Here is a 12,495-nt window from a genome sequence, read left to right on the forward strand (position 1 = left end):
CCTCCTACATAGTACCCATCTGCTTCCGTAATGCTTCCCGTCCACGGTGAACCCGGGTCTTCACGGTTCCAAGTGGTAACTCTAAAATATCACTGATGTCCTGCAACGGCAATTCTTCCATATAACGCAAAATGATGACAGTGCGGTATTTTTCCGGCAGTCGTCCAATCTCATATTGGACACGTTCCTGCGCTTCCATACGCTCCACTTCTTCCTCCGGCAAATCGCCGGCTGCTGCAATCTGCGAGTACATGTTGAGGCCGTCCGTTCCCGGCACTGTCGCATCAAGATAATAATCCGGCTTCTTTTTGCGGATCCTATCGATGCATAAATTTGTTGCAATCCGAAATAACCAAGTGGAAAACTTCCGTTTCTGATCGTACGTATGGATATTCACATAGGCACGTACAAAAGCTTCCTGGGCTATATCTTCCGCTTCCTGGGGATTGCCGAGCATTCGATAACAAACATGATACAGCCGATGTTGAAACATGGTGACTATTTCCTCGAATGCATCTTGATCGCCTTTGATCACTTGATTTATTCTTTTATTGACCAATTCATCCAATGACTTTCATCCTCCGCTCTATGCGGCTGTTCCTTCTATACGTTTGAAGGGTCCAACTGGTTTCATTTTTACTCCATGTTTTTTATTTTACCAAAGATTGATAACTATTTCCGTTCTTTTAGGAAAATTATTACTTAAAAACCGCCTGGATGAAAACCCAGGCGGCCATTCTTAGAGTAATTTTTCCCCTAACAAAGATCCCATCAATCCGACCGCGACATCCGCGGTTTTGTTTCTCTCATCGAGTATTGGATTTACTTCGACGAATTCAGCTGATGTGATTATGCCCGCATCCTCAAGCATTTCCATTGCGAGATGGCTTTCACGATAGCTTATTCCGCCCGCCACCGGTGTCCCCACTCCAGGAGTGTAAAGCGGATCAAGGCCATCCAAATCCAATGATAGGTGAACCCCGTCAACGTTCTTTTCCTGCAAATAAGCAATCGCTTCTTTCATGACCGTAGTCATGCCATCCCGGTCAATTTCATGCATCGTGAACACTTTAATACCTAGATCCCTAATGAGATTACGCTCTCCGGGATCGACTGAACGCGCACCGATGATGACAATATTTTCGGGCTTCACTTTCTGCCCTTCTTGATAAATATTCACTAATCTCTCGTGGCCACGCCCCATAAGGACCGCAAGCGGCATCCCATGGATATTGCCTGATGGTGACGTTTCAATCGTATTCATGTCAACATGTGCGTCATACCAGATGACGCCTAAGTTTTTATATTTTGATGTTAAACCTGCAATTGTTCCGATGGCAATACTATGATCGCCTCCGAGTACAAGAGGAAAGTTCCCTTTCTCTACGACTTTAGCTACTCGGTTCGCAAGTTCACCAGTCGCTTGAACAACTTCCTCCAAGTTTTTTAATTTCGCAACTTCCTGATCTTTACGTTCAACTGCACTTACTTGGACATCTCCCTCATCCTTCAGCGTATGGCCGATCGTTTCCAATCTGTTTACCACGCCGGCATAACGGATGGCGCTCGGGCCCATGTCCACGCCTCTACGGCTTTGTCCGTAATCTAGTGGAACCCCTATTAATGATATATTCATTTTTTTCATATTTGTCAGCCCCCCATCCATATTGTAATTCGTCATATGGAATGGCTCAACCTAACAAGTTTTTGGATATTTATTCATTTTCTACAGATTTCAAAAACATGAATTCACAATCTACTGGAGATAAAGGCTTGTATCATTTGATAATAGTTATCCATATAACATCCATCAACTGTTCATCTGATAAATAGCTGCAATATTGCCCATGAGGAACATCCGATGTCATGATGAGCATGCAAATACGCATAAAGTCGTCCAAAACCGCATAAAACGCTCCAAATGCTCATATCTTATATGAGAAACGCATATATCTCCACAAAAGCTCATAAATGGATTCAGATACGCATATACGCTCACAAATTCTTTTAAATGTGTAAAAGCACACGTTTAACTAATTCTCGGCCTGTACAATTCTTACGGACACCTTCTCTATTCAATAGCATCAAGTCATTCGCTTTTTATACTTTAGTTAATTTGCCTACTATATAATACCTTTCCATGATACTCGTTACCACTACAGAGACGGGATAAGCTCTATGAATATTTTAAGAAAATGTTGAGGTGGGAGATTTTTGGCAATAAAAAAAATCCTATCTATTGATGGATTTGTGTGGGTGTTTTATGGGGTTTGTGAGATTATTGTTAACTGATAATAACCGTTTATGTGGAATGCTCTGGTATTAAAACCGGTTTGCTCGCATTTACCTTGAACTTGGAATGCTCTAGTATTAAAACCTTTTGCTCCTAATTCCTTTCGGAATTACTCGCAAATCATTTTTTTCGTGGAGCGAAAAAAATGATTGGCTGGGGTAGCTGGATTCGAACCAACGAATGACGGAGTCAAAGTCCGTTGCCTTACCGCTTGGCTATACCCCAATGATATATCGTGATAAGCTGCTTCCCAGATTGTATGTATAGATGGTGGTGGGGGACGGATTCGAACCGCCGAACCCTGAGGGAGCGGATTTACAGTCCGCCGCGTTTAGCCACTTCGCTACCCCACCAGGTTAAAATATAATAAGCTGAGCATCTATTTGCCAGCTTTCCTAATAATAAAAAATGGTGACCCCTACGGGATTCGAACCCGTGTTACCGCCGTGAAAGGGCGGTGTCTTAACCGCTTGACCAAGGGGCCATACTATAATAATAAATTTCTCAGTGATTAGCACAAATGCTATAGTACCAAATTTATAGTCGTAATGCAAGCCTATTTTTATAATCTTGCACTCAGACAGCAGGCGGACATAAAAAAAAGTTCTTGCCTATGAAACAAAATTCTCAAGTTTCATCTGGAGCTTCCAACCGGATTCGAACCGGTGACCTCTTCCTTACCATGGAAGCACTCTACCTACTGAGCTATGGAAGCATAAATATGGCTCCGCAGGTAGGACTCGAACCTACGACCGATCGGTTAACAGCCGATTGCTCTACCACTGAGCTACTGCGGAATCGTAATTAATTTTTCCAACGACACTATTTAGTTTAGCTGACCGCCGGGGAAAAATCAACTTTAATTTCATTACCCCGTAACGACTTTCTTATATTAGCATGTTCCAATCATATCGGTCAAGCCTTTATCATAAAGTACCCTATAGATTTCGTTTCAAAGGGGATGTAACTTGAGAGCTAAACTAATTCTTTTACTTTTCGTATGCTGCGCTGCCGCATTGTTTTTCCCAAGCATGCCCGGATCGGATTCGTTGAAGTCTGTTTTCCGTTTGACGGACGAGCCGAATGAAGTCATCGTCAGAGGAATGTCGGGATCCGCGCTAACCATTAATATATCATTCGGAGATGAGGAAGTGGAGCAGCTGATCCGTGAATTACAGGCTCCCTATCCTTTGCTCCTTCTTGACATGGATTGGGCCGGGCGCTTTCCTGAAATCGTGCAATTGATCAAGAAACGCAATATCCCTACCGGTTTATTGGGACATGCCGGGATGGAGTATGAACAGAATACACCTCTTCTGATTGAACAGCTGGAGACATATGAGAAGCTTTTCGGTGCCAAACCGTTATGGTTCAGAACGTCAGATGAGCAGTTCCCTTATTCACTACGGACCGCACTTTGGGACACCGAAGTGAACGCCCTTGGTTCATCAGTCCGCTGGCATACGGGAGAGCCGCCGCCGGTCATCGAAGGGGAAATCATTTCGCTGCCGCATTATCGCGAGGAACGGATTACGTTAGCCGACTTCAAAAAGCTGACTGAAACGCGCCAGAACAAATCATTGGAGGATGTCCTATTCAATATGTCCATCAAAACAAAAAAAATGCCGAAATAACAAAAGCGCAGTTCCCCATTCAAGTGAGGAACTGCGCTTTTCATCATTTCGCTTTTGCCGTTTTACGCGCTTGTTTACGTGCGTCAAGTCTCGCTTTATCCTCATCGGATTGACGGTTATACTTCGGCAGCATAAGAAGCTGGTAGGCATTTACCGCGAGAAGTGGGAATAATAAAATTGTCACCCATGAATCAATATTGCCCGACCGGACCATCAAAGCTGGCAGCCATTCAAGTGTCGTAATGACAATCATGAAAAACAATGCTGAAATGAGTGTGTGCTTTTTTGTCCATTTCGCTTTAAAATACGCTGTGACGATGGACACTGCAAGTAAGGAAAACAGCAATGTCAAATAGAGTACCGTCCGCCCTGTTTCCCCTGCCGTTAATTTAAATCTGAAAAACACGAGGTCAAAGATGACAACCGCGATGATCAGCAGCTGCACCCAGTTCCATAATGTCAATGTCTTAAATAAGTTCACGCCGAATTGATGCACAGTTAAATAGGCGAAAAAACCCATTTGTGCAACGACACTCATAGTGAACCCGAGAAAGATCATCCATAATAAAGCGCTAAGAAACTCTATATATTCTCCGGCAGATAAATATTGTGAAAAGAATTCCCAACGGACGATCAATCCTAGGATGCCCGTGACAACTCCTCCAATTATCAATGCAGTAAAAAAGAATTTAACCCAATTTCGTATGGTCACGATACTGTTCCCCCATTTTAATTGCTCTCAATAGTGTATCAACGTTTTGCCAAAAAATCTATTTCCTTGAATGACTAATGCATATTCCTCTTCATATTGTGAACAATAATTGAAAATGCAATCGGAAGGGAAATTGATCTCATGATGAAAAAATGGGTTCATTTACTTGTACTGGCCATACTCTTATCGGGCTGCAGCATGCAACAGCAAGGACCGAACTACGATGAAATGAAGAAGATGATGACGGATGCCTTGCAAACGGATGATGGAAAAAAAGCTGTCCGGAAAATGCTTTCCGACCCCGAGTTCAGGGAATTGATGGTGCTGGAGCAGCCGGAAGTGAAGAAATCCATCGAGGATACGTTATTGTCTAAAAAAGGCGAGGATTTTTGGAAACAAGCATTTGAAGACCCGAAATTCACCGAAAAAATTGCAAAAAGCATGAAAGATCAGCAGCAGGATATCATGTCGAAGTTAATTAACGACTCTTCTTTTCAAAAAGAAATGGTGGAGTTTTTCGGCCAGCCAGATATGCAAAAGCAGATGGAAACCATATTGCAATCAACGGATATGAAAAAACAGATGGAGAAATCTATTGAGGAAACGATTAACAGTCCATTGCTCAAAGCAAAATGGCAGGAACTGATCCTTAAAGCTGGTGAAGTAGCGCCAACCGAGAAGGGCGGCGGCGGTGAATCCGGTGGCGGTGGCGGTGAGGGTGGCGGTGGTGAAGGTGGCGGCGGTGGCGGTGGAAAATGACGTCACTACCCGCACCCCTCAGTACATTTTAAACCTCCACGTCGGATTAAAAAACGAACAGTCAATGGGAGAGTGAGCTGAGCCCCATTGATTGTTCGTTTTCCTTTATTTATTTGTTTTGTCGATAACTGCCTTTGCAATTTCTGTGTATGTTTGACCAATCGGATGATGCTCCGCATAAACGGAAGGCGCGAAATCTGTTTCATTCCAATCGGGCTGCCCAAGTGGGATTTGACCTAAAAGCTCGGTGCGTAATTCCTCCGCCAACCGCGTGCCTCCCCCTTGTCCGAAGACATATTCCTTTTCGTTAGACAGCTTCGATTCAAACCATGCCATGTTTTCAATGACACCTAGTAACGTATGATCCGTTTGGAGCGCCATTGCACCTGCACGCGCTGCTACGAATGCAGCAGTTGGATGAGGCGTAGTAACAACAATTTCTTTGGAGGAAGGAATCATTTGATGGATATCAAGCGCAACGTCTCCTGTTCCAGGTGGCAAATCCAAGATGAGGTAATCCAAGGGACCCCAGTCCACATCCCGGAAGAACTGATCTAGCACTTTCCCGAGCATCGGTCCGCGCCATACGACCGGAGCGTTATCTTCTACAAAGAACCCCATGGAAATTACTTTCACGCCAAAACGCTCCACCGGAATAATTCGGTCTTCACGGATTACCGGCAATTCGGTAATGCCCATCATATCCGGCACACTGAATCCGTAAATATCCGCATCGATCAATCCGACCTTTTTCCCGAGACGAGCGAGCGCAACCGCCAAGTTCACGGAAACGGTCGACTTACCGACTCCGCCTTTCCCGGATGCAATCGAAATGAATTCAATATCATTTAACGGTGACAGCAGGTCCTGTGCTTCCGCCTCCGTCGCAGTGCCACGGAACTTTTCAAGCGTCTCGGGCGGAAGCTCCTCAAATCGGATTCCGACTGAATCCGCCCCGGCCGCCTTTATCACTTCAACCACTTTCGTCTGCAAGTTCATTTGCTCCGCCGTGTTGACTTTAGCGATGGCCAATTTTACACTGACATGCTTCTTCTCCGGTTTAACCGATATGCTGACAATTCCATCTGTTTCCGCAAGTGTTTTATGTAAAAACGGATCCTTCAACTCGCCTACAACATCACGGATAATTTGTTCGTTTATCAATATGGCCACCCCTTAGAGATTTATTCATTCTTCCCTAAGTATACCATATTGCCCCTTCTTCAAAGTCGGAATTTACTTTCATTGTTTTTCCGATAGTTGAAATTGAATAATTCCTTCCACAATCGCATCTGCCACTTTCCCCCGGTACGCAGGATCCATCAACAATGCCCGTTCTTCAGGATTGGAGATGAAGCCGGTTTCTATAAGTACTGAAGGCATTGGAACCTTTTTCAATAAATAAACCCCTTTAATCGCCATGGCTTCTCGCTCGGTGTTTTGTAGATTCGTTACGAAAGACCCTTGAATTGACTTGGCTAACAGCTCGCCTCCGGGATGTCCTTCCGCATGATAAAATACTTGAGAGCCCCGCCATCTTTGTTCTGGAATTGCATTCACGTGGACACTGAGGAAGATGTCGGGTTCCTCGTCGATAGCGATACTTTCACGCAGTTTCAAATCAGCCATCTTCCTTTGCCGAATCGTTCCAAACTTATCACTTGGTGCATGTTCCGCAATGGCGTCTCCTTCCTTCTCACGGGTCATGACAACCATTGCACCCTTCTTTTCAAGCCTTTTCTTCAACTCATGTGCAATGCTTAAGGTAATATCCCTCTCTACTACTTCTCCAACTGACGCTCCCCCATCCAATCCACCGTGCCCAGGATCAATGAGAATCTTCATTCCCCCAAGCTGTTCAGGCATGAAGAATCCTCTGTCCGAGGCATTCACACCGTAAAGCACTACAAGAAGGGAACTCGCAAATAATAACCCGATGATAAGCCATCGTTTCAATCTCACACCGCCTTTTTCCTCCACTATACGCAGACTTTAGCGAAGATATGAATGCTTGTATTACATTTCAGATGAACAGCATGAATGGACCTTGAACGCGAAAGAATAGACCCTTGCTGGAATGAATGGACCCTGAACACGAAAGAATGGACCCTTGCTGGAATGAATGGACCCTGAATGCGAAAGAATGGACCCTGTCCATCTTTGAGCCCTCCTCACTTATAACGCATACAACAAAAAAAGAGCCGATTCGGCTCTTTTTACACAATGCTTATTCAACGTCCCCTTGCCAGTCCAGCATGCCGCCGACCATATTGGTCACGTCATATCCTTTTGCCTCTAAGAACTCTGCTGCACGCCCACTGCGCCCGCCCGACCGGCAAATGAGCACATATGGTGCAGCCTTTTCGAGCTCTTCCAAACGCTCCGGAACTTCCCCTAATGGAATATGGATTGCACCTGGAATCATACCTTGTTCAACTTCATCTTCTTCCCGGACATCAATCATATTAACTGTTTCACCGTTTTCCAACTGCTTCTGGAGTTCAGTTGTAGTCATTTCCTTCATGCCGATTCCTCCTCTTGTTCATTCCCTTCATATTATAGGGGTGAGGGATCTTCAGTCCAATATTTTGAACTCCAGTGGAAATTAAATTAACATCCCCGCAATAGCTGCACTCGTGAGATTGGCTAGTGTCGCAGCGATGATTGCACGTAATCCCATCTCCGCGATGTCTTGTCTTCTTGAAGGGGCCATTCCACCTAAACCGCCAATTAACATAGCAAGCGCTGAAAGATTTGCGAAGCCGCATAGTGCAAAGCTGATCATCGCGACGCTCTTAGGTGACAGATTCGCTATTTCAGATGCAAAAGAAGTATAGGCAACGAATTCGTTCAGTATGAATTTTTGTCCGATAAATGAACCGGCTTGCAATGCTTCCTCCCAAGGAACACCAATGAGGAAGGCGATTGGGAAGAAAAGATACCCTAATATTTTTTCAAGCGTTAACGATTCAAATCCAAAGAACCCGCCAATTGCTCCGGTGATTAGGTTAATCAAGTAAATGAGAGAGATAAACGCGATTAACATCGCACCTACACCAACCGCTATTTTCAATCCATCCATCGCCCCGCGTGAAGCCGCATCGATGACGTTTTTGGATTCTGTGTCTTTTACCATTTGAACATCTTCTGTTTCGTTCAACTGTACCGTTTGAGGAACGATGATTTTCGCAAATAATAATCCAGCCGGAGCACCCATGAAAGCTGCCGCCAACAAATATTCGATAGGAACCCCTAACATGGCGTAACCGCCTAACACGGCACCTGACACGCAGGCCAGGCCTCCTACCATTACCGCAAACAACTCTGATCTAGTCATTTTTTCAATATAAGGTTTTACGACTAATGGGGCTTCCGTCGGTCCGAGAAAAATATTGGCAGCAGCCGACATCGATTCGGTTTCACTCGTCTTGAGGGCCTTCGCCAAAAGGCCACCAAGGATTTTCGTCAAGAATTGCATAATTCCTAAATAATAAAGTACCGATACTAAGGAAGCAAAGAAAATGATAATGGGCAACACTTGAAATGCAAAGGTGAAGCCTGCACCTTCTGCCCCTAGTACTCCTCCAAATAAGAATTGAATTCCTTCATTGGAGGAGTCGATTACTTTTTGGACAATTCCAGAAATGTATTCCAAGATTTTTCTTCCGAACTCCCATTTTAACACCATAAATCCGAAAATAATTTGGATGGCCAAAGCCCCAAAAACAGTTCTCGGATTAATGGACTTTCTTGCTGTTGATAGGCACCATGCAATCGCTAATATCCCAATGATGCCGCCAATTCCCCAGATGTATTGCATAGTATCTCTCCTATCATATTAAAATCATGTTGATTAATCGTTTTTATTTGGAGTTTTCTCCACTCACCTGCTTTGCCAATTCCGTAATGTAATCGAAGAATGCGTCTCGATTCACATCATAAACAACATTTACTGGGCGTCCGTCAGGTGTTTCCACTGTCCGACCCTGACTTGGTCCATCCGGAATGACAATACTATTGACCGATTTTACTTTAACAAGATCTGTTTTTCCAAGAAATGCTGTTGTTAACACATCCCATAAATAGTACGTGGAATTTGTTTTAAAGTGGACGAGCGGCGGAACCATTGCATAACATTGACCGAGAAAGTCGACCCCGATATAGTTGCGTTCCCTTGCCCAACGTTCACGCACATCCAAAGTTAGTGGCACCTGGTTTGTACTTTCAAGCGCGACTAAATCTATTTCGATGTTTGTTTCCCATACGCGAGCCGCTGCTTCCGGATCCCAAAACACATTCCACTCAGCTGTACCATCATGTTCTGGCTCATGAACATTCCCATCTTCACGGAAAGTGCCACCCATGAAAACAAGTCTTTCGATTTTCTCTTCAATATCCGGCGCTACGTCCAATGCACGAGCGAGGTCAGTAAGTGGGCCTGTAAATAATAAAGTGGTCTTTTCTGAAGTATTCCGAATCGCATCGATCATATGAAGATGTGCCGGCTTCTCCGCCACGGGCGTAACAACTTTCCCAGATTCATTTAGAATTGGCAGTGCATCTACAAGAAATGCATGCATCCTCCAGTCTTTCGGAAAAGGATTTTTCCCGCGAGAGTTCGATTCTGCTACATCGAGGCTAACACCATTCCCGAAGCGGTCGATTATTTTCCGACTTGCATAAACAGCCGGCTCTAAATAACAATCCGCCGGAATGACAGATACGCCTGTCAGTTCGACATTATCCATTCGAAGCAATAAGAATAAAGATATAAGGTCGTCGACTCCACCGTCGTGGTTGAAATAAATAGGTTTTTTCGTCATGCTGTCCCATCCTCTAGAATAAATATTTGTTTGAATCACTTTAGATTAGTCTCCCGTTATTAGCGGGAAGCTATTCATATGCTTCTTCCGGCAATTTCTTTTCTGGATGAAATACAAAAAACCAGATAGATTCTACCTATCCGGTTTACCGATTCACGAAAAACAATGGAACAAAAATGTTTCCAGTCAGTTTTTCATGTAGTCCGGTAGTTTACGGTTACCAGGTAGAAACGCTTGAGCCATATTCCCAAGCATATACATTTATTATTAAAATAAAATTATCACACAGTTTGTGAAGTTGTTTTTTCACTTTACATTTATAGCATAAAAACTGTAAGCCGGTCAACGAAAACACGAATGTTATTTTATTTTGATAAATCATTCTTCGTGTTTACACTTTCAAAGTAAAGAAGACTTCATAAAAGCAAACTACAAACTACATGATTCCAAAATCTCCAAACAAAAAACCCTTTCCTGAAAACTCGGGAAAGGGTTGTAAATATTCGTAGATTAACGTTTTGAGAACTGAGGTGCACGACGCGCGCCTTTAAGACCGTATTTTTTACGTTCTTTCATGCGTGAGTCACGTGTAAGCAAACCAGCAGATTTCAAAGTACCGCGGAAGTCAGGGTCTACAGTAAGTAGAGCGCGTGCTACGCCGTGGCGGATTGCGCCTGCTTGACCTGTGTAACCGCCGCCGTGGACGTTTACATGGATGTCATAGCTGCCAAGTGTTTCAGTAGCTACAAGTGGTTGTTTGATCACTTCACGAAGTGTTTCGAATGGTACGTAGTCTTCTACGTCACGGTTGTTGACGACAATTTTGCCTTCACCAGGTACGAGACGTACACGAGCTACTGAGCTTTTACGACGGCCAGTGCCGATATATTGTACTTGTGCCAAAAGTGTTTCCTCCTCTTAATTATCCACGAAGCTCGTATGCTTCTGGTTTTTGTGCCGTATGTGGATGTTCCGGTCCAGCATAGACATGAAGTTTCTTGAATGTTTGACGACCAAGTGGGCCTTTTGGAAGCATCCCTTTAATCGCAAGTTCCAACATTTTAGTTGGATAGTTCGTACGCATTTCAAGCGCAGTACGTTGTTTAAGATTACCAGTATAGCCAGAGTGGCGATAGTAGATTTTATCTTTTAATTTATTCCCAGTCAAATGGATTTTCTCAGCGTTGATGATGATAACGTGATCGCCAGTGTCAACGTGTGGTGTGAACGTAGGTTTGTTTTTGCCGCGCAAAATTGATGCAACTTCAGAAGCTAGACGACCAAGCGTCTGTCCTTCAGCGTCGACAACGAGCCATTTACGCTCTACTTCGTGACCTTTAGCCATGAATGTTGTACGCATGTATTGTTTCCTCCTAAAAATATCAAATCTGTTCCGTTTTCTCTATCCCTAAACACAAATAAACTTTCCGGGGCTTATTGTGGGGTTATTGAAATACCATTTATCATCTTATATTGAATACGTTCATAAGTCAAGCGTTTTGTTAGAAAACGCCAGGAAAAGTTGACACGGGTCTAGTACGTGACATTCATCAAGTACAAACCGTGTGCTGGCGCCGTTTTGCCAGCCCTTTTCCGGTCCTTCGCCTCAAGGATTTCCTTCATGTCTTGCGGCTCGTTCCAACCGATGCCGACTGCAAAAAGCATACCGGCAATTGTCCGTACCATGTTGTACAGAAAACCGTCGCCTTCAATCGTCATGATCAGCTCTTCGCCCTGTTGTGCAACCGTCAATTCCCTGACTGTCCGCACTTTGTTCGACGTAGCAGTCTTTGACGAACAGAAACTCGTGAAATCATGCGTACCAATTAAATACTCGGCAGCCTCGCGCATCCTAGTGACATCCGGCCGCCACTTCCCCAAATGGACTGCATAATTGCGTTCAAAGGGACTCTGCACTTCACTGGACGACCATTTATACATATACGTTTTACCTGTTGCCGAATAGCGCGCATGGAAATCGTCATTTACAAATTCCGTTTTGACGATCCGTACGTCTTTAGGCAATAAAACATTCAGCGCCATTTGCCAGCGATCAAGCGGCAGCTCTAGTGGTGTGTCAAAATGGATTACTTGGCCCCATGCATGCACACCTGCGTCCGTTCTGCCACTTGCGACAGAGTGGATGGAACTGTCTTTGTGGAGCTTCACAAGCGCCTTGTCAATGACGGACTGCACTGTCCGCATATTCGGTTGGAACTGATATCCAGCGTAGTCTGTACCGTCATAAGCTACTGTGGCTTTAACACGTCTCAT

Annotated in this window: 13 protein-coding genes, 5 tRNA genes and 1 riboswitch; of the genes, 2 read left to right on the forward strand and 16 right to left on the reverse strand. The window is 44.2% G+C overall.

The features are described from left to right. Positions 1 to 4 precede the first annotated feature (4 nt). The 7 genes from sigW to M3152_RS12300 form a co-directional block, all read right to left on the reverse strand. A complete protein-coding gene (sigW, locus tag M3152_RS12270; protein ID WP_251695491.1) occupies positions 5 to 568 on the reverse strand; it encodes an RNA polymerase sigma factor SigW in 564 nt (187 codons plus the stop codon). A gap of 171 nt (positions 569 to 739) precedes the next feature. Then, positions 740 to 1,645, reverse strand: coding sequence for an arginase (gene rocF / locus M3152_RS12275; RefSeq protein WP_251695492.1), 906 nt, complete (start codon positions 1,643 to 1,645; stop codon positions 740 to 742). A 798-nt stretch (positions 1,646 to 2,443) separates the two neighbouring features. Continuing rightward, a tRNA-Gln gene (locus tag M3152_RS12280) sits at positions 2,444 to 2,518 on the reverse strand. Between the two features lie 43 nt (positions 2,519 to 2,561). Beyond that, a tRNA-Tyr gene (locus M3152_RS12285) sits at positions 2,562 to 2,646 on the reverse strand. A 56-nt stretch (positions 2,647 to 2,702) separates the two neighbouring features. Further along, positions 2,703 to 2,777 (reverse strand) — tRNA-Glu (locus M3152_RS12290). A 155-nt stretch (positions 2,778 to 2,932) separates the two neighbouring features. Continuing rightward, positions 2,933 to 3,008, reverse strand: a tRNA-Thr gene (locus tag M3152_RS12295). A gap of 7 nt (positions 3,009 to 3,015) precedes the next feature. Next, a tRNA-Asn gene (locus tag M3152_RS12300) sits at positions 3,016 to 3,090 on the reverse strand. Between the two features lie 171 nt (positions 3,091 to 3,261). On the opposite strand from M3152_RS12300, the gene M3152_RS12305 reads away from it, so the two are divergent. Beyond that, positions 3,262 to 3,927 carry a hypothetical protein gene (locus M3152_RS12305; RefSeq protein ID WP_251695493.1) on the forward strand — a complete coding sequence of 222 codons (666 nt, stop codon included), beginning with the start codon at positions 3,262 to 3,264 and terminating at the stop codon, positions 3,925 to 3,927. A gap of 43 nt (positions 3,928 to 3,970) precedes the next feature. On the opposite strand, the gene M3152_RS12310 is transcribed toward M3152_RS12305, so the two are convergent. Further along, complete coding sequence (locus tag M3152_RS12310; RefSeq protein WP_251695494.1) at positions 3,971 to 4,639, reverse strand: KinB-signaling pathway activation protein; 669 nt, start codon at positions 4,637 to 4,639, stop codon at positions 3,971 to 3,973. A gap of 141 nt (positions 4,640 to 4,780) precedes the next feature. Between M3152_RS12310 and gerD the strand changes: the two genes are divergently transcribed. After that, on the forward strand, positions 4,781 to 5,398 hold the full coding sequence (gene gerD, locus M3152_RS12315) for a spore germination lipoprotein GerD (protein ID WP_316044309.1): 618 nt from the start codon (positions 4,781 to 4,783) through the stop codon (positions 5,396 to 5,398). Between the two features lie 105 nt (positions 5,399 to 5,503). Here the strand turns inward: gerD and M3152_RS12320 are convergent, their stop codons facing one another. From M3152_RS12320 to truA, 8 genes are all read right to left on the reverse strand, one after another. Beyond that, complete coding sequence (locus M3152_RS12320; RefSeq protein ID WP_251695495.1) at positions 5,504 to 6,562, reverse strand: Mrp/NBP35 family ATP-binding protein; 1,059 nt, start codon at positions 6,560 to 6,562, stop codon at positions 5,504 to 5,506. A 78-nt stretch (positions 6,563 to 6,640) separates the two neighbouring features. Continuing rightward, positions 6,641 to 7,354 (reverse strand): N-acetylmuramoyl-L-alanine amidase, encoded by a 714-nt coding sequence (locus M3152_RS12325; protein ID WP_251695496.1) that lies wholly within the window; start codon positions 7,352 to 7,354, stop codon positions 6,641 to 6,643. A gap of 271 nt (positions 7,355 to 7,625) precedes the next feature. After that, complete coding sequence (locus M3152_RS12330) at positions 7,626 to 7,922, reverse strand: rhodanese-like domain-containing protein (RefSeq protein WP_251695497.1); 297 nt, start codon at positions 7,920 to 7,922, stop codon at positions 7,626 to 7,628. An 81-nt stretch (positions 7,923 to 8,003) separates the two neighbouring features. Beyond that, on the reverse strand, positions 8,004 to 9,218 hold the full coding sequence (locus tag M3152_RS12335) for a NupC/NupG family nucleoside CNT transporter (protein ID WP_251695498.1): 1,215 nt from the start codon (positions 9,216 to 9,218) through the stop codon (positions 8,004 to 8,006). Between the two features lie 43 nt (positions 9,219 to 9,261). Further along, on the reverse strand, positions 9,262 to 10,221 hold the full coding sequence (locus tag M3152_RS12340) for a nucleoside hydrolase (protein ID WP_251695499.1): 960 nt from the start codon (positions 10,219 to 10,221) through the stop codon (positions 9,262 to 9,264). 179 nt (positions 10,222 to 10,400) lie between these two features. Then, positions 10,401 to 10,502, reverse strand: a riboswitch (purine riboswitch). A 229-nt stretch (positions 10,503 to 10,731) separates the two neighbouring features. Further along, positions 10,732 to 11,124: a 30S ribosomal protein S9 gene (rpsI, locus tag M3152_RS12345; protein ID WP_251627916.1), complete on the reverse strand. Its 393-nt coding sequence runs from the start codon at positions 11,122 to 11,124 to the stop codon at positions 10,732 to 10,734. 19 nt (positions 11,125 to 11,143) lie between these two features. Next, a complete protein-coding gene (gene rplM / locus M3152_RS12350) occupies positions 11,144 to 11,581 on the reverse strand; it encodes a 50S ribosomal protein L13 (RefSeq protein ID WP_251695500.1) in 438 nt (145 codons plus the stop codon). Between the two features lie 173 nt (positions 11,582 to 11,754). Beyond that, positions 11,755 to 12,495 carry a tRNA pseudouridine(38-40) synthase TruA gene (truA, locus tag M3152_RS12355; RefSeq protein ID WP_251695501.1) on the reverse strand — a complete coding sequence of 247 codons (741 nt, stop codon included), beginning with the start codon at positions 12,493 to 12,495 and terminating at the stop codon, positions 11,755 to 11,757.

This window comes from Sporosarcina luteola (assembly GCF_023715245.1).
Lineage (GTDB): Bacteria > Bacillota > Bacilli > Bacillales_A > Planococcaceae > Sporosarcina > Sporosarcina luteola_C.